Source organism: Mycobacterium sp. DL440 (assembly GCF_011745145.1).
In the GTDB taxonomy this organism is placed as follows: domain Bacteria; phylum Actinomycetota; class Actinomycetes; order Mycobacteriales; family Mycobacteriaceae; genus Mycobacterium.
Map to the genome: position 1 here is coordinate 4,766,479 of NZ_CP050191.1, position 18,854 is coordinate 4,785,332.

Annotated in this window: 5 protein-coding genes and 2 pseudogenes; all 7 read right to left on the reverse strand. The window is 65.9% G+C overall.

The genetic code is table 11. The features are described 5' to 3' along the window. Positions 1–2 precede the first annotated feature (2 nt). A complete protein-coding gene (locus HBE63_RS23330) occupies positions 3–263 on the reverse strand; it encodes a hypothetical protein (protein WP_166906859.1) in 261 nt (86 codons plus the stop codon). Further along, on the reverse strand, positions 260–5,821 hold the full coding sequence (locus HBE63_RS31550) for an alpha/beta hydrolase (protein WP_371815053.1): 5,562 nt from the start codon (positions 5,819–5,821) through the stop codon (positions 260–262). Before HBE63_RS31550 ends, HBE63_RS23330 begins: the two co-directional genes overlap by 4 nt. 162 nt (positions 5,822–5,983) lie before the next feature. Then, a pseudogene (locus HBE63_RS31555) lies at positions 5,984–6,673 on the reverse strand (glycerophosphodiester phosphodiesterase); the annotation flags it as partial. Positions 6,674–7,462: 789 nt separating this feature from the next. Beyond that, positions 7,463–16,837, reverse strand: a pseudogene (locus tag HBE63_RS31560) (alpha/beta hydrolase); the annotation flags it as partial. Between the two features lie 55 nt (positions 16,838–16,892). Continuing rightward, positions 16,893–17,189, reverse strand: a complete 297-nt coding sequence (locus HBE63_RS23340) for a hypothetical protein (protein ID WP_166906861.1) — start codon at positions 17,187–17,189, stop codon at positions 16,893–16,895. A gap of 4 nt (positions 17,190–17,193) precedes the next feature. Next, positions 17,194–17,658: a YbaB/EbfC family nucleoid-associated protein gene (locus HBE63_RS23345; RefSeq protein ID WP_166906862.1), complete on the reverse strand. Its 465-nt coding sequence runs from the start codon at positions 17,656–17,658 to the stop codon at positions 17,194–17,196. Between the two features lie 250 nt (positions 17,659–17,908). Next, positions 17,909–18,854, reverse strand: a 946-nt coding sequence (locus HBE63_RS23350) for a MinD/ParA family protein (RefSeq protein ID WP_243858241.1), incomplete at its 5' end; no start/stop codon positions are given.

Sequence of the window (18,854 nt, forward strand, 5' to 3'; positions counted from 1 at the left end):
GCCTACTCCTCGTCACCCTCGTACAGCGCCAACTGGTCGAAAACCACCAACGCCACCCGGTCTGGGTCATCGGTCGGGTGCACCCTCAATGTGTGGTGCGGGTTCGGTGCGTCGTCGACGATGATCACGCTTTTTATCCCGGACGGGAGGTTGGCCGGCCAGTCGATCTCGTCGGTCGGCTCCTCCACCAGGACGTGCGCACGCTTGCCACGCAGCCCGGTCTGGTCGTAGCGCAGCGGCGTGGGCTTCGCCTGGTCGGTCATGTGGTGTCCTCTTCCTGATCCTGTGGACGGTCGTCGCCGGGCCCTCTCATGGGCGGCAGATCGGGTGGATTGTCCGGATCGATCCCCAGGTCTGCGTTCACACTGCCACGGCTGCGGGTAGAGCTGGCAACGATGGCCTCGTAGATCTCATCTCCGACGCGCCCCTTGGCACGGTTCCGCTCCACGAGCTGATCGAAGGTCGGATTCGGTTCGTTGGCGTTGAGCCATTCGGCCGCTTCCCGGTTCTCCATCAGTGAGCGGGTCCAGCTTCGGATGGTGGCACGCATCCCGTACATCGTCCTGGCGCGCTCCTCGGCACTGACGCCGTCACGCAGGAGCTGGTCCCGGAGTTCACGCATCCGCAACTCGAAGGTGGTGTAGACGGTGCGGGTCTCCTCATCGGACAGGGTCCCAGCGGCGTAATGGCTGTGGGTGGCGCCGTCGATGATCGCCTCAAAAACGGCATCGCCCGACAGTCCCTTTCGTTCGTACCGGGCGACCAGGTCCTCGAACGACGGATTGCTCTCGTTGGCCGACAACCACTCAGCCGCCGGACGGTTCTCCATCAGCTCCCGGGTCCAGGACCGTAGCAAGCTGCGAAGCCCGGACAGTTGTCTGGCCCGGTCTTCGGCACTGAGACCGTCGCTGATCATCTGCTCGTTGAGCGCGCGCAGCCCGAGTTCGAATTGGGAGTACACCGCGCCGGTTTCGATGTCGGAAAGGCTTCCAAGGGCCAGTCGGCTGTGGATGGAGGTGTCGACGATCGCCTCATAGATCGCGTCTCCAGTGAGACCGCGCTCGGCGTTGCGGCTAACCAGGTCCTCTAACGTCGGGTTGATTGTGTTGCGCAACAGGAACTCTGCGACGTTCTGGTTGCTCATGAGCTGATACGTCCACGTGCGCAGCGAGTTCCGCAGTTCCGACAGCTGCCGGGCGCGTTCCTCGGCGCTGACGCCCTCGCGGATGAGTTGTTCGTTGAGCTCGCGCATCCGGAGTTCGCCGGCACTGAACAGGGTTGTGGCCTCGGTCATCGAGAGCGTGCCGGGAAGGTGTGCCGGCAGGCCGAGGCGGCCGAGCGGATCCACGTCGACCGCGGTCCCCAGCCGCAGCGGGACGTCGTGCGGCGGATACCCCGCGTCGTCGTTGACGTCGAGGTGGCTGGCCGGGCCCGGCAGATACTTCACGTAGTAGAGCGAGGTGTCGTACAGCAGTTGCCGGCCCAGCTCTGGTTCGGCGGTCGTGGCGAGCATCGCGAGGTCGATCGGCTCGGGCAACCGCGGGTGACTGACTTCGAGTCGTGCCACGATGTCGTCGAGAACTGCCTGCGCCTCGGCACTGACCTCGTCACGCAGTTGGCGCGCGGCATCTTTGACTCCGTCAAGTGACTCCTGCAAGAGATCCGGGTCGGTGTCCCAGGTGAATCCACTACGCGCCCACGCGTTGCTGCCCTGCTCGTCGGACATCAACTCGATCCGGTCGACACCGGAACGCACGTAGAACTGCTCCAGTTCCGACGTGAGTGCTTTCGAGAAACCCTTTCCGCGGTAGTCGGTGTTCTCGATTTTCACGACGACGTTCCTGACCACGAGGTTGCCGTCGCCATCGCGATAGAAGTTGCGCGTGATGAGACCAATTTCGGTATCGCCACTCCGGATCACGCCGTGAAGGTCGAAACCCTCACCGTCGATATTCTGTGCGGCTTGGAACTCCACCTGGTACGGCCCATACCTGCCGGACAGGTCCGCCGCAAGCTGGCGGGCCGATCCCATGTCAGCGCTGTCCAGCGCCTCGCCGAGCGGGTCGGCATAGCGTGTGTCCGCACGTCGCGTAAGGGGATCCTCAGCTCGATAGTCCTGTTGACTGGCCGCATCGGCGGCCCCCAGATACTTGACCCCGCTCCAGTGGGTACCGGTCAGCAAATCGCGTCCGAGGTGAGGTTCCTCAGCCGTGGCCAACGCCGCAATGTCGATGGGCTCAGGCAGGTCTGGCCGGCGCGGATTCAGGCGCTGCACAAGGTCATCGAGGACCGCACGCCCCTCGGAACTGACCTGATCGCGCAACTGGAGAGCCGAATTCTTGACACTGTCGAGCGACGCCGTCAACTTCGCGGGATCGGGGTTCCAGGTGAAGCCTTGGCGCGCCCAGGCGTAGCCGCCGTCCTGTTCAGTGCGCAGCTCGATCCGGTCGACGCCCGATGCTACGTAATAACTTTCCAGTTGGGCTCGCACGGCCTTGGAGAAGCCCTTGCCACGGAAGTCCTTGTCAGGAATGTCGATCACGTTCTGATGAGCAACCAGTTCGCCCTCGCTGTCCCGGACGTAGGTCTGCTGGATGAACCCGACTTCCTCATCGCCGCTGAGGATCAGCCCGCCAACGATGACCTCGCCACTGCGCTCGTCGGCGACGGCCCGGAACATCTCGACGCGGTACGGGCCGTAAATGCCGGACAGATCCGCGGCGAGTTGCCGCACCTGTGCGGCATCGAGGTTGTCGACGACATCGCCCAAAGGTTGTGCGTAGCGGGCGTCGACACGACGGGTGGCCGGGTCCTGGGCGCGGTAGCCCTGTTGTCTTGCCGGGAAGTCACTGTCGGCCGGCGGGCCCTTGACATCGCCGACGGCATCAGCGGCGTCCAGCGAGATCTGCAGAGGCACGTCATAGCTGAGCCGGTGCACCGGCTCGCCGTTCTGGTCGAGGTAGCCGACGGCGGTGCGGTCCACCGCGCCTTCGCCCCAATGCGGTGGCCACGGCGAGTACTGCCTGGTGCGCGGGTCGTAGAGCTGAACCTGTTGGCCGTTGGTGACCGCAAGGTAGGCGTGCCCACCCGCGCGGCCGCCATCGGCTGCCCAGCGCGACACCACGATTGCCGAAGATCCGGCGGGCCTGCCCAATAATTCGGTCTCGATGTCGTCGTAGGTAGCGAACTGTGAGCTCGACTGCGCCACCTGGAACAGGGCCCAGGCCGGCACGCCGGTGCTCGAGGGTGCAGCGGACAGATCGAAGCGCCCGGGATAGATCCTCGACAACTCGCCGGCCACGCCGTAAGCGCAGTTGTCGACGGCCCGGCTCGAAGGAGAGTCGTGCCCGAACAGGTTCTGGAGCCACCCCTTCAGTCCGGTGCGCGCGGGGGCGGCAGGTCCCGAGTCCAGGTACTTGACGTAGTGCACTCCGTTGCGACCGGGTACCGCCCCGGTGCCGTCCAGCAGGTCGCGGCCCAGTTTAGGTTCGGCGGTGGTGGCCAGATTCGCCAGGTCGATGGGTTCCGGCAGTCGGGGATTACTCGGATCCAGCTGTTGCACAACCTGATCCAGTAGCGCCTTGGCTTCGTCGCTGACGGTCTCACGCAGCTGGCCGGCCGACATCTTCACCCGGTCGAGCGATTCCTGCAGCTGACGGGTACCCGGATCCCAGGCGTAACCGCGCCTGGCCCAGGCATAGGCACCTTTGTCGTGCGTCGTCAGCTCGATACGGTCGACACCCGAGTGCACGTAGAAGCGCTCCAGCTCGGCGGTCAGGGCCTTGGAGAAGCCCTGACCGCGCAGGTTCTCGTCCTTGATCACCACGCCCGTGTGATAAGCGACAAGATTGCCGTCAGCATCCCTGGAGAACGACCGCTGGATGGCCCCGATCCTGGTGTCGCCGTTGAAGATCCTCCCGGTCAGAAGAACCTCGTCCGTCAGGCTCTCTGCGTGCAGCTCGATCCGGTAGGGACCGTACCTACCGGACAGGTCCTCGGCGAGCTGACGGACCCGGGCATGATCAGACGCGTTGTCGACCACGTCGCCCAGGGGCTCGGCGTAGCGGGTGTCCACCACCCGCGTGGCCGGGTCCTGTGCACGGTATTCCGCCTGGCGCAGGAGGAACTCCGAATTACTCTGCGGGCCTTGAACGTTGCCGACAGCATCGGCGGCGTCGAGCTGCAGCGGCACGTCGACGGTCATCGGCCCGAGCGGGTCACCGTTGGTGCGCAGATAGCCGACGGCGGTCTGGTCCACCGCGGGCTGCCCCCAGTGCGGTGGCCAGCCCGAGTACTGGCGAGTGTGCGGGTCGTACAGCTGCACCTGACCGTTGACCTTGACGGCCAGGTAGGCGTGACCACCCTGTCGCCCGCCTGCCCACTGCGACGTCACCACGGCCACCCTCAGCGAGGGATCGCCCAGCAACGTCGCCTCGATCTCGTCGTACGTTGCGAACCGTGCATCGGAGCCAACCGCCTGGAACAACGCCCGCGCCGGCACACCGCGGCGCGACAGCCTGGCATCCAACCCGAACTTCCGGCCCTCGAACAACGAGGACAACTCCTCGGCGACCGTGACCGCACAGTTGGGAGGCCGGCGCCACAGGGCATTCCAGAATCGGCGGCCGCCCACGCGATCTCCGGCGGGTTCGACGGTGCGCAGCAACGGCGCGCGCCGACTCCGGCCCAACTCGGTGCGGTGCTGCTCGGTGGTGACGGCATCGGTACGCCCGGCAGCAATGCGACCCAGGTTTGTCGTCGCTTCCGTGTTCAGGAAATAAGCGTGACGAGTGCCACCGGTGAGCAGGCGGTTCATGGCGGTCGGCGGTTCGGCGGTGACCCGCACGGCGCCGAAAGATTGCATCGCCGGGTCGGTGCCGAGACCGATACCGAGGATCCGGCCGTTGGAGCCGGCGGTGCGCCCGCCCAGCGCGGTGACCACATCGCGGGATGACGACGCGGCGAAGACGTTCTCGGCACCGACGCCGAACTCACCGGCGGTACGCACCGGGCCTGCTCCGGGCGAGCCGACCAGGGTCACGGTGCGGACCTGACCGGCGAATCTGCCGTCCCGACCGGCGTATCCGGTGGTGGTCGACCCGTAGGAGTAGCCGAAGACATGGTTGCCGGTGAAGTGGCTGCCGTCGCCGGCGAGGGTGTCCCGGGCGGCGTTGAATGCCCTGATGTCGCTGTAGAGGATGTCGCCGCCGGTGCGGGCCATACCGTGCCCGGCGGCACGGACGATGTTCCAGCCGCTCGGGGCGTCGTATCCGACCCAGGCGATCGAGGCCGCCGACAATCCCGGGTTCTCCTGCTGCACGGCCTGCAGGTGATTGAGTGCGGATGTGGTGTTGAAGCCGAGCAGCGCATCCACCGTGGTGCCGACGCCCGGCACGTGCCAGGACACCGAGTCTGCGGTGTACGGGTCGGCGCCGTAGCTGAGCACAGCGCGCCCGTCGCCACCGAATTCTGATACATCGAACGCCAAAAGCATCGGAGGTGTCAGCCCGGCCCGTACCGCATCGCCATCCGCCTTGCGTATCGCGAGATCGAGTTTGTCCATCCGGCGCAGGAATTTCCGCTCGGCACGGGTCGGCCGCTCACCGCGATCCACCTTCGACTGAACGGCATCGGCTTGGTCGCGCAGTTGCCGCCGCACATTGCGGTTCGCGCGGTCACGGTCTGCCGCATTGATACCTTCGGCGTTGCCGATGTGCTGCGGGTACGCCGCGATGAGGTCGTTGCGCTGCACGTCATTGAGTGCGGACCACCAGCGGGCGTTGTTTGCCGCACGCACCGACGCCTCCTCGGACGGTCCCATCGGGTTGCGCAGTTCGTCGGGTCGGACCGGCGGAATCCGCCGCAACAAAGCATCTTCGGCTTTCCGCTGGAGCGCCTCGCTTCGTTCTGGTTCTGTTGCAGTGCTGACCCTTTCGACTTCGGCAGAGCCCTGCCGGGTTGCCTTTTCCCCCACCAGCGCATCGGTGCGGCCCGGATGATCGGTGGCGATCCAGTCCACGCCGAGGTCGCGCGCGAACTGCACATCAGCTTCGCTGTTGACCGTCCAGCAATAGGTGGCCAGGCCCCGCGCCGCCGCCGCGACGACGAGTTCGGGGTTGCTCCGCAGGGTGGCGATCGACGGGCCGATCGCGGTGGCGCCGACCAGTCCGGCCAGATACCTGGCCGACGGACCCAACAGCACCGTGGGGAGGTTCGGGGCAGCCATCCGCACCCGTAGCAACGCGTCGGGGAAGAACGAGATCACCGCCGCCTGAACCTGTTGGCCCGGGCCAGGTTTGGTCAACCCGTGGCGTTCCAGCACCGCGACGACCTCACGCTCGACCTTCCAGCCCTGCTGCGCCGGATGTTTGGTCTCGATGAACAGCCTCACCGGCTGGTCGGCGTCGAGCGCCAACTGGACGAACTCGTCCAGCGTCAGGATGCCGTGGCCGTCGAAGTCGAGTGCCTGCAGTTCTGCCAGTGTCATGTCGCCGACTCGACCGGTGCCGTTCGACGTCCGGTCCACGGTCTTGTCGTGGATCAGTACCAGCTCGCCATCCTTGGTGAGCCGGACATCGCATTCGAGGGCGTCCGCGCCCTGCCGCAGCGCTTCGGTGTACGCGGCCCGCGTCTGCTCCGGGAAATCGTGGGAGGCCCCGCGGTGGGCCACCACCCGGGATTCCGAACGCTCGGCGAGAGTCCGGGAGTCCGCCTGGGTGACAACGTGATTGCCGGTGAACGGTCCTGCCTCACCCAACGATTCGCGGGTCGCGTGGAAGGCGGCCAGGTCCTGGTGCAGCGCCCCGGTGTCGGCGCTGACCCAGGCGATGGCCGCCGAGTCCTGGGAGGCGGTGGTTTGCAGCCCGTCGAGCGCACGGGCCGTGACGGTGCCCAGCTGCTCGATCGATCCCCGCGCGGTCTGCCACGTCACGCTCGCGGCGTGGAACGGGTCGGCGCCGAAACTGATCACAGCATGGCCGCCGCCGTTGAAGGCCGAGATGTCCAATGCGAGCACCAGCGGGGCGTCAAGGCCGGCCCGCGCCGCGTCGGCGTCGGCCTTGTGCACCGCGAGGTCGAGCCGGTCGACGCGCTCCAGGAAGGCACGTTCTTCGCGGGTGACCGGACTGAACTCGTCGAGCTTTGTCCGGATGTAATCGGCTCGGTCTCGATAGTGCTGCAGTGCAGTGCGATTCGCGGTATCCCGGTCGGCAGCCGTCCTGTCGTCGACGTTTCCGTGTGCCAGGCCATCGGGAAGCCCCTGCACCCTGCCGATGGCGGCCGCGGCGAACTGGTTGTGCCACCGTCCCTTTTCGAATGGTATACCGTTTTTATCCAGATAGCCGACGGCGGTCTGGGCCACCGCGTCCTGTCCCCAGTGCGGGGGCCACCCCGAATACTGCCGGGTGTGCGGGTCGAAAAGCCGTACCTGGCCGTTGACATTTACCGCCATGTACGCGTGCCCGACGGGTTGGCCCCCGCTCCAGCGCGAGGCCAACACGGCCATGGTGCCCGAAGGTCTTCCCAGCAGCGTCGCCTCGATCTCCGCGTATGTCGCGAAATGGGCGCTGGACCCGAACGCCTTGAACATCGCCCGCGCCGGCGTACCGCGCCGTGAGGGCGCGACGTCAAGCTGGATGTTTCGGCCTGTCCGTGCCGACACTTCGGCCGCCAGAACCTGGGCACAGTCACTGCCCCGCGTCCAGCGTGGGATGCGGTTGCGTTGGTGTGTGTCGGTCGGATGCGGGACGCCGGGAGCATCGTCGAGGCGCATGAACGGTCGGCTCGCTGCGGGTTCTATGGTGCGAGAGCCGTTTTCGTCGACGGTACGGTGCAGTTCGGAGTGCGCGCCGTCGTAGTTCCCGGCGGCGATACGGCCGATGTTGGTCAGCGACTCGGTGCGGACCGCGTGTGTCGGGGTGACCAACCACTGTCGGGTGCCCGGACCGTCGGTCTCCAGGAAATCGAAATACGCGTTGTGGGTCGTCAGGGTATCTTTGCGGTCCATCGACTCCGGGAACTCACCGCTGACGCGCTGCGCCCCGAACGTGTCCATCGCCGGGTCGGTGCCGAGGCCGGTCCCGAAGCGTCCCATCGAATCTGGTGTCCGGCCACCCAGTCCCGTGACGAAGTCCCGCGACGACGAGACCACGAACACCCTGCCGTCGTCGAGGCCGAACTCACCGGCATGCTGCAATGACCCTGCACCCGGCGAACCGACCAGTGTCACCGTGGTGACGTGCGGGGCCAGTCGCCCGTCGACCCCGGCGTAGCCGGTGGTGGTCGAGCCGTACGAGTGGCCGAATACGTGATTGCCTCTGAAATGACTTCCGTCCCCGGCGAATGCATCCCGTACTGCGGTGAAGCTGCTGATATCGGTGTAGAGCATCTCACCGCCGCGTTCCGCCAAGGTGGTACCTGCCACCCGCAGCGACGCCGATCCGTTGGGTGCGTCGTAGCCCAGCCAGGCGATCGAGGCGGACGACAACGAGGGGTTCTCGGCGTGCACCGACTGCTGAATGTTCAACGCGCAGTGCATGATGTAGTCGAGCTTGTCCAGCTGCGAACCAAGACCGGGGACGTACCACGCCACCGCGTCCGCCGTGTACGGATCAGCTCCGAAGCTGACCAACGCACGGCCGTCACCGCCGAACGCGCCTATGTCCAGCGCCAGCAACAGTGGGCGGCCTTCCCCCGCCTGCTGGGAAGCCGCGTCCGCCCGTTGCAGTGCGGTTTCGAGTCGGTTGATCCGGAGCAGGAAGGCTTCTTCCTTCGGGGTGGGCTTCTGGCCCGCATCGATTTTCGACTGCACCTCGGCGGCCTGCCGGGCATGTTGCCGCAGCACCTCGCGATTGGCGTGATCCCGGACGGGGGAAGGGATGCCCTCGGCGTTACCGATCTGCTGTGGATACGCCTGCACGAGATCTCGGCGCTGCCCCTCTTCCAGCCCGGCCCACCAGGCCGTGTTCTGTCGAGCCAGGGCAACTGCCTCCGGTCCGGTGCCGAGCGGGTGGACCAGGCCGTCGGCGGTCAACCCCTCGCGCCGTTGTCTCAAAACCTCATTTGCCGACACCTGGACGTCTGACGGCACGGCCTCGCCAGGACGCCATCGGGGATTCCACGGGCGGCGTTCGCCCTGATCCACTTCGATGTCGCCGTCCAAATGCAAACTGCGACCGACGGCCGGTTCCACAGTGTGTCCGTCGACCAGATGGCGATGTTCTTCGCGCTGCAGATCGTTCGTTCGGCCCGCCGCGATCCGGCCGAAGTTGGCCCCAGATTCGGTGCGCACCGGCGGACCGTCGCCCTCATGTGCGTGGTGGTGGAAGTAGCTCTTGTGAGTTCCGAAGGTACGCACGGTATTCATCGCATCTGAGAACTGGGCGGCCACCCGCACAGCACCGAACTCTTCCATCGCCGGGTCCATACCCAGCCCCCGCCCGGCAATTCGACCGTCCTCGTCGGGCGTACGACCACCGAACGCGGTCACCGGGTCCAGCGAGGAGGATGCGACGAACACGTTGCCGGGATCGAGGCCGAATGCGCCGGCATGCCGAATCGGACCCGTCCCCGGTGAGCCGACAAGAGTCACCGTGGTGATGTCATGCTTCAGCCTGCCGTCGCTGCCCGCGTAGCTTGCCGTGGTCGAGCCGTAGGAGTGCGCGAAGATGTGATTGCCGCGGAACTGGCTGCCGTCACCGGCCAAGGTATTTCGTGCGGCGTTGAACGCCCGGATATCGCTGTACAGAATCTCGCCGCCCTTGCGTGCGAGCTCGGGGCCGACCACCCGACCGGCGGCTGCGCCGTTCGGCGCGTCATAGCCGATCCAGGCGATCGAGGTCGCGGCGAGCCCCGGATTCTCGTGCAACGTCGACTGGAGGTGGTTCAGCGCGTTGCGCATGTTCACTTCGAGCTTGTCGATCGTCGTCGCGAACCCCGGCACCAACCACGACACCGCAGCCGACTTGTACGGGTCTGCACCGAAACTCACGAGCGCACGGCCATCACCGCCGAACGCCGGCGGATCGAATGCCAGCACCAGCGGCTCATCGAGGCCGGCCTCCGCGGCTTCGCGCCCCATCCGCTCCAACCCGATGTCCAACCGGTTCACTCGCAACAGGTTCTTCAATTCGGTGTCGCTGGGCCGCACGCCGCGCTCGATCATCGATTGCACGTGTGTCCGATAGCGTTTGATGGCAAGGCGATTCGCCGCATCGCGATCCGTCGGCGGAATCCCTTCGGCATTGCCGATCCGGGCCGGGTACGTCCGGATCAACGCCCGTTGCTGGTCAGCCTCCAGAGATGACCACCACTTCGCATTGGCTTCGGCCCGCGCCGTGGCCACGGCATCGTTGGCCCGGTTCAGCGGGTTGACGATGCGGTCGATGTCGACCGGCGGAATCCGCAGCAGCAGAGCATCCTTGGCTTTCTCACGGTCGGCTCGGGTGTCGGCGTCGCTGCTGTCATCGATCGCGGCCCAGTCGGGTTCGGCGACAGTCTGCGCAGGGTCGACATCGATGTCGGATGCCCGCCACCGCGGGTTCCACCAGTTACGGCGCTGGCTGCCGCTGCGGGTCGCCGCGGGTTCGACGGTTTCGCGCCGGGTGCCGAAGAAGCGTCCTGGCCGCTCGGCCATCGTGCGGGGTGATTCGAACTCGATCCGGTCGATGTGTCCGGATGCGATGCGGCCGAGGTTGGCCAGCGATTCCGAGAGGACCGCGCGCGCCGGTGTGACCAGCCACTGCCGGGTGCCCGGGCCGTCGGTCTCCTGGAAGTCGAAGTACGCGTTGTGGGTGGCGGTGGTGTCCTTGCGGTCCATCGATGCCGGGAACTCGGCACGGATCCGCTGCGCGCCAAAAGTATCCATCGCCGGGTCGGTACCGAGCCCGCGTCCCAGGCGGCCGTGCGACTCTGATGTCCGCCCGCCCAGGCCGGTGACGAAGTCCCGCGACGACGACGCGACGAACACCCGGTCGGTACTGATACCGAAATCGCTGGCATGGTTCAGCGGGCCGGCACCCGGTGAGCCGATCAGCGTCACCGACTCGATGTGATCGGCCAGTCGGCCACCCCGGCCGGCAAAGCTGGTCGTCGTCGACCCGTACGAATGCCCGAACAGGTGATGGCCCCTGAAATGGCTGCCGTCACCGGCCAATGCATCCCGCGCCGCATTGAACGCGCTGATGTCGGCGTGCAGGATGTCCCCGCCGGCCTCTGCCAGGTCTGTGCTCCCGACCCGAAGAGTCGCTGAACCGTTCGGAGCGTCGTAGCCCAGCCAGGCGATCGAGGCCGCCGATATCGACGGGTTTTCGGTGCGCGCCGACTGCAGGATGTTCAACGCGCAGTGCATGATGTAGTCGAGCTTGTCGATCTGCGCCCCCAAACCGGGCACGTAACGCAACACCGCATCCGCGGCGTACGGGTCGACGCCGAAACTCACCAATACCCGGCCGTCTCCGCCGAAGGCCGGCGGATCGAATGCCAGGATCAACGGCTCTCCCACGCCGGCCTGCCGGGCCGCCGCGCCCGCGCGTTGCAGGGCGCTTTCGAGCTTCTTCACCCGGAGTAGGAAGTCGAGCTGTGTGTCGTCCGGCTTGGTACCAGCGGTGATCAGCGCTTGAACATCGGCCGCGCGGTCCAGATAGCGCTGCAACACACGGCGATTGGCTTCATTGCGAACGCCGGCGGGGATGCCATCAGCGTTGCCGATCTGGAAGGGGTGCTCGTTGACGAGCGCCTGCTGATGGACTTCCGACAATCCCGACCACCAGACCGCGTTGGCACGGGCCCGAGCCGCCGCCTGCGGCTCGTCTCCAAGCGGGGTGGACAAGTTGTTGAGTGCGGTCTCCGGATCGCGTTGATCTCGTTGCTGAAGAGCGTCTTTCACCTCGTCACTGATGGTTCGAGTGACCTCGCCCGGATGCCACCGAGGATTCCCGAGCCGCCGCGCCCCGGGCTGATCGGTCTCGGTGTCGCCGTCCAGTCGCAGCGCCCGCCCCTCTGCGGGTTCCACTGTGCGTCCGTCGACAATCCGACGACGCTCTTCCCTGTGCAGTCTTTCGTTGTGCCCGGCGGCGATCCTGCCGAAGTTGGCCAACGATTCCGTACGTACCCGCGGATCGGCGTCGCCCTCCATGTACCGGTAGTAGCTTCGGTGGGTCCCGACGCTGTCGCCGTCGTTCATCGATGCCGGGAACTGTGCAGTAACCCGCACTGCCCCAAACTCGTTCATCGCCGGATCCATGCCCAGGCCGCGTCCGGCGAATCGACCGTCCTGCCCGGGCACGCGCCCGCCCAGACCGGTGACCGGATCCAGCGAGGATGAGGCGACGAACACGTTCTCGGGCTCGATCCCGAACCCGCGGGCATGTCGCATCGGACCCGCCCCCGGCGAACCCAGAAGCGTCACCGTGCGGATGTCGTTGGCCAACCGCCCGTCTTGGCCGGCGTAGCTCGCGGTAGTCGAGCCGTACGAGTGGGCAAAGATGTGATTGCCCCTGAACCGGCTGCCGTCGCCGGCCAAGGTGTCGCGTGCAGCATTGAACGCCCGGATGTCGCTGTACAGAATCTCGCCGCCCCGGCGTGCGAGCTCAGGGCTGACAACTCGACCGGTCGCCGCACCATTCGGCGCGTCATAGCCGATCCAGGCGATCGACGACGCGGCCAGGCCCGGACTCTCCTGAAGTGTCGACTGCAGATGGTTCAGCGCATTGCGCATGTTCCCTTCGAGCTTGTCGATCGTCGTCGCAAATCCGGGAATCAGCCACGACACCGAGTCCGCCGCATGCGGGTCAGCCCCGAAGCTCACGATCGCCCGGCCGTCACCGCCGAACACCGGCGAATCGAATGCCAGGACCAGCGGCGCGTCGAGGCCTGCCTCCGCGGCTTCGCTCTCCATCGTCTCCAGCGCATTCAGAAGGTTGTTCATCCGCCGCAGCAATTTGGTCTCACGCTTGGTGGGCTTCTCGCCACGACTGATCTTGCTCTGCACAAAATCTCGGGCGTTCCTCATCGCGAGGCGGTTCGCCTTGTTGCGGGCCTTCGATGGAATTCCCTTGGAATTACCGATCTGCCTCGGATACGTCTGTATCAACGCGTCGCGCTGCACTTCGGACAAGCCGGCCCACCATCGCACGTTGTCCTGGGCCCGGGCCGCGGCTTCCTCTGCCTTCCCCAACGGGTTGGTCACCTTGTCGATCGTGACCTCTGGATCGCGCTGCGCCAGAGCGTCCTTCGCGATGGTGCTGGTAGTCGGCTCGACGTTGGTGTGTTCGGGAGGATCGGCCGGAGCTTCTGTCTCAGAAGACGGTTCGAGTTGCAGGCCGGGGTTGTCCCGATCGGCCCCAAAGGCTTCGGCGGCGGGATCTACACCCAGGTTCACCTCGACGACCGGTGTCCGTCCGTTGAGCACGGCGGGCAGCTCTCGCGCCGACGACACGACGCGTACGTTGTCGGCACCAAGCCCGAACTCGGCGGCGTGGCGCACCGGCCCTGTCCCCGGCGAGTCGGTGAAGGTGATGCTGCGAATATCGTGTGCCAGCCGACCATCTCGACCGGCATAACTGACAGCGGTCGTCCCGTAGTCCTGGGCGAAGACATGGTTCTCGCTGAAGTGGCCGCCGTCGACGGCCAAGGTGTCACGCGCCGCGTTGAACGCCCGGATATCGCTGTACAGGATCGCGCCGCCTTCGCGGGCGAGCTGGTGTCCGGCGGCTCTCCACCTACTCCAGCCGCTGGGTGCGTCATAGCCGAGCCAGGCGATCGAGGCAGCTGATTGGCCCGGATTAGCCTGGCGTGTGGCCTGCAGATGGTTGATGGCGTTGTCCATGCAGGCGCCGATCCGGTCGATCGTCATGCCCTGCCCGGGCACGTGCCACGCCACCAAGCCCGCTTGATACGGATCGGTGCCGAAACTGACGACGGCGCGACCCCGGCCACCGAATTCCGACGCATCGAAGGCCAACAGCAACGGACCGTCGATTCCCGCGTCCCGGGCTCGGGACTCCGCCTCGGCGAGCGAGCTCTGGATCCGCTCCAGTCGTGCCAACATCTTGCTCTGCGCTCTGGTGAGACGATGTCCGTTGTCCCGCCAGGACTCCAACTGTCTGCGCTGGTCCTTCAGCAGCCTCTCGTTCGCCTCATGGCGCGCCTTGGGCGAGATGCCCTCTGCGTTGCTGATCAGCTGCGGGTGCACGTCGATCAGGGCTCGCTGTTCGGCTCCCGAGAGCGCAGCCCACCAGGTGGCATTGACGCGGGCCCGCGCGTCGGCAGACTCCATCAACCCCAACGGGTTCCGCAACTCGCCGCCGTCTTCCTGAACCCCCCGCTTGGCGAGCGCCTGATCGGCAAGGTCGCTCTGCGGTGTGACGGCTTGCCACTGCTCACCGGGCGTCTGGTCCCGCGTGCCCTGCACGTCACCGACCGCGATCGCCGCGTCGAGATCGTCGGGTCGCGCTCCGAGCTCGTCGCGCGGATTGCCCTGTGCATCAAGATAACCGACGGCGGTGACAGACACCGCGCTCTGCCCCCAGAACGGCGGCCAGCCCAACCGTTCCCCTTGGTGAAGCAGGTAGACGTCCGTGCCGTCGTAGACCGCCACGTAGGCATGCCCACCCCGCCGCTGTCCGTCACCGGCCCACGCAGATGTGATGACCGCGGCCGAGCCGGGATCCATGCCCCGCAGCGTGGCCTCGATCTCGTCGTAGTCGGTGACGAAGTCGGCCCGGGACCCGGTGGCCTCGAACAAGACCCGCGCCGGCATTCCGGTGGGCGACGCCTCACCGTCGATCAGGTACGGCCGGTTGAAATGGTGTGACAGATCTTGCGCGGCGTCGAAGAGGCAGTTCTGATCGCCCCGCCTCGGGCCGTCCTCCTCCGTGACCTCCGACGTGACGTTCGTGGGTGCGACATCCTCGCCGATGGGCTGTGTGGTGTCCCGGGCGTTGCTCTGGACCCGCGCGGCAGGCACACCGGCAACCTGCGACTCCGGCCCGACAGGCTGCGCTGTCGGTGTTGCCCGCCTGGCATCTGTTGTCTTCGAATCAGCCTTTGCAGCAGGTGATTTAGTAGCCTGATCCGGCGTAGCGGGCGACGTGTTGACCGAGGCGGGCACAGTGGGTGTCGTACCCGGAGTCGCTGTGCTCGTCGGAGATGCCTGCATACCGCCGACAACCGGCCCTTGCTGCCCGGGGTCTTGCTGCACGGGATCAGCGGCCACATCGGACACTTGCGCGACGTCAGCGACCGGCGCGACGTCCGTTACCGGCCCGGCATCAACCGAGGCCGCTACGGCGTCGGTTGAAACATCGGCTGAAACGTCGGGGCTGGAAGCCTCCGCGACCGGGGCGCCTGCGACCGACACATCGGCCGCCGGCCCTGCGACGTCCGGATCCGGGCTGAGCGTGGCGGTGTGGGTGGGCTCCGCGGCCTGTTGCGGATCGGCCTGTTGCGGATCGGCCTGTTGCGGATCGGCACGCTGGGTGTCAGTTTCAACATCGGTATCGGAATAGGCATCGACGTCGTTGTTGGTGTCGGTTTCAGCATCCGTGCTGGTGACGGCTTCAGCGTCAGCTTTGTCGGGTTTCTCTGGCGCCTCAGAGGTTTCCTGATCCGCCGAATGGTCAACGGTGTCTTTCGTTTCGCCATTTCGGGGCGCTGACTTCGAATCAGACTGCGGAGCAACGTTGGTCGTCGGCCCGCTGCCGCCGCGACCCAGTCCCGCCTTGGGTGGAGGGGCCGCCGGTCCGGCAGATTCGCCCTTCCGGTCCTGGCTGGTGTCAGTCTCACCGTCGTCTTCGCTGTCCTGCTTGCCGGTGTCGAATTCGCCGTCCGGGTTTTCGCCGCGCAGCCCGACGTTCGGCGGCTCAAGCTGTGTTCTGGCCGTCGGACTCGTGGTGTTCGGGGTGGGGTGATGGCCCAGGCCCGCACCCCTGAGCCCACCGATACTGGTGGTGGTCGAGCCGGCCAGGATCGACACGGTGTCGAACTCTCCGCCGACCGACAACGTGCCTGCCACATTGCCGACCAACCCGGCGGTGAACATGACAGTCCCGCCCTTGGCCGCGCGCATGAGCCGGTTGCGGCCGAGCCCCAGTGTGCGCCCCATCGGCACCGCCGAGGCTCCGCCTGCTCCACCACCGACTGCCGAGGAAATCGCGGTTTGCTTGAACCGGTCCCACCGGTAACCAGCGTGCCCATTATTGGCCTGGATGCCCTGGACGATCCCCTCCTGCAGGAGGCCCTGCCCCAGCTCCTCGAAGGTTTCCTGAATGGTCTCCTTCAGAATCTGGCTCATCAACTGCCTACGGAACAGTCGGTCAACCATCGTCTTCGTCAGCAATTCGCGCATCCTGGCCACAACGCGTTGCAACGCCGCCATGACGATCCGGCGGATCGCCTGCATCGTCGTCATCTCGATCACCGGTATTGCCGCTGTCGACGCGCCCATCGTGGGACCCGACATCGAAAGGGAATACGAAATTTCGGCGGCGGCCAAGATCAGGCCGACGATGATCGAGAGCTTGCTGTATTCGATCTCGGTTGCGAAATTGGCGGCCCCCTCGCCCATTCCCGCAATGCCCTGGGCAAGTTTCTCCACGGTGTAGTCACCGTCGAACAGCATCGCGAACTGCTTCTCGGCAGCCTCGGCCGTGTCGCCGAACAGTACCGACATCGTCTCGCCGCGGACCCTGTCCAAATCTGGGATGAGTTCCTGCAGCGCTTCGGCCGCGGACTGATAATGCTCGCCTATCCGGCGGGTGCGGGTCTCGCTACCTTGGGGCCACTCGCCCCCCGCGAGATATGACACCCATTGGTACTGGGGCGGGATCTCGATGTCCATAAGCGAATCGGTGTGGCAGGTGGCCTATCCGGCGCACCACTCCGCGGTGTCGGCGCTACGCCTGATCGTTTTGCTCGAAGGAGTCCGCAGAGCCCTTCAAACCGTCCGAGTAGTAGTCGAGCAGATCGGTCTTGACGACCACGGAGCCGTCGACCCAATCCTTTTGCGCCAGATACCCTCCGCCACCTTTCGCGAACCCATCGCCCATCTTGTCGTCACCCCACGAGGCACCTTCGGCCACCAGATTCGATTGCAGGGATGACAGCACTTCCTTCATTCGGACGCTGACATCATTTAGGTTCCTCGAAGTCGCCCGGAGATCAGAAGGTCCGACACCCAACTCCTCGGCCATCGATTCAGCTCCTCACGGTGGGGAAAGCGGATTCGTCCCGGTCGTCGCGCTCCGGCGCATGTGCTTGGGCGGCCGCATCTTCGTGGCCGAATACTGCGTCGGTCAGGTCTCGTAAGTCGGGCGCACCGTCGACGATGTCGGATAGTGACGGCAACATCTTGCGGCGTTCGCTGATCGGCATCATCAGGGCTGCCGCCCGCTGCGCCACGATGTGCGCCGCGGACTGCGCAGCCGCGGTGACGTGGCCGCCGAGTTCTTCGAGTTCGTACTCTTCGAGATACGACTCGTCGATCACGGTCTCGATGACATGGCCCCGAGCGTCGACCGTCACCTCGACCAAGCCATCGGCCGCCTCAGCGCGTGCGGTGAGCTGCTCTTGCTCGCGCTGCACCGCAGCGATATCGGCCATCTGCTCGGAGACCAAGGCCAGCACCTCGGTCATCTGATGCCGGAGGGCATCGTTACTCATTCGGGCCAGTGTTCCAGATCCACACAGGCGTTGCCACGCCCTTAGTCGAATTCGATTCCCGCCGACCATATTTGAGCGTTCGAACAATTACGCATGCGAAATTGCCATCCTCGCAATGTCACTCACATCGCAATTTGCCACCGGCGCGTAGATAACCGACATCAACTCGATAGTCCGTGTCTCCCGCCGATAGCTCCCATACCCTTGGCCGTTCCAGGCCTTCTTTGCCTCATGCGAGGAGCGGGGTTGGTCACCGGTACTGGGGTCCACCACGCAGCCGAGGAAACTTTTCCGCCACTGCAGCAGCCAGTTCCAGGTAGGCCTGGAGAGTGGCTGGGTCCAGCAGGTCGAAGTCGACGTCGGCGCCCTCGGCCAGGTGCGGATCGAACGGGATCATGTGCACCGAGCGGCATCGGGCTTGGAAATGTTCGTAGACCTTGTCCAGTTTGAGCTTGGCCGAACCGGGACGGGACGCGCTGAGCACCACATGGGCTTCGCGGACCAACGCCGAGTGTCCGTGCTGCATGAGCCAATCCAACGTTGCCGACGCACTGCGGGCCGCGTCGATGGCGGGCGAGCTGACCAACACGATCGCATGTGCCAGATCGAGCACACCCGCCATCGCCGAATGCATGATGCCGGTGCCGCAGTCAGTGAGGATGATGTTGTAGTAGCGACGCAGGACACTGACGGTGCGGCGGTAGTCGGATTCGCCGAACACTTCCGAAACCGCGGGCTCCTGCTCGCTGGCCAGCACTTCCAGTCGGCTGCCCGCCATCCGGGTGTGCCTACGCACGTCGGCGTAACGCTCGATGTTGGGATCCGACAGCAGGTCACGCACCGTGGACTCGCTCGACACGTCCCGCACCCGCTCGGCCAGCGTTCCGCGGTCCGGGTTGGCGTCCACCGCGATCACCCGGTCGTGGCGCATCATCGACAACGCCGAGCCCAATCCCAAGGTCGTGGTGGTCTTTCCGACACCGCCCTTGATCGAGAGCACGGCGATTCGGAAGTCGCCCGCGATCGGCTGGCGGATCTGGGCCAGCAGGTCTTCGTGTTCCCGCTCCTTGCGCGATTCACCAGGGCTGACCCGCCCGGCACTCGCGAGGTGTACGGCCCGGCGCCATCCGGAATGCGGTGCGTTGCGGGAGCGGTTGAGGATGCCGGCGTCGTCGAGCGACGGCGGCACGGGCGAG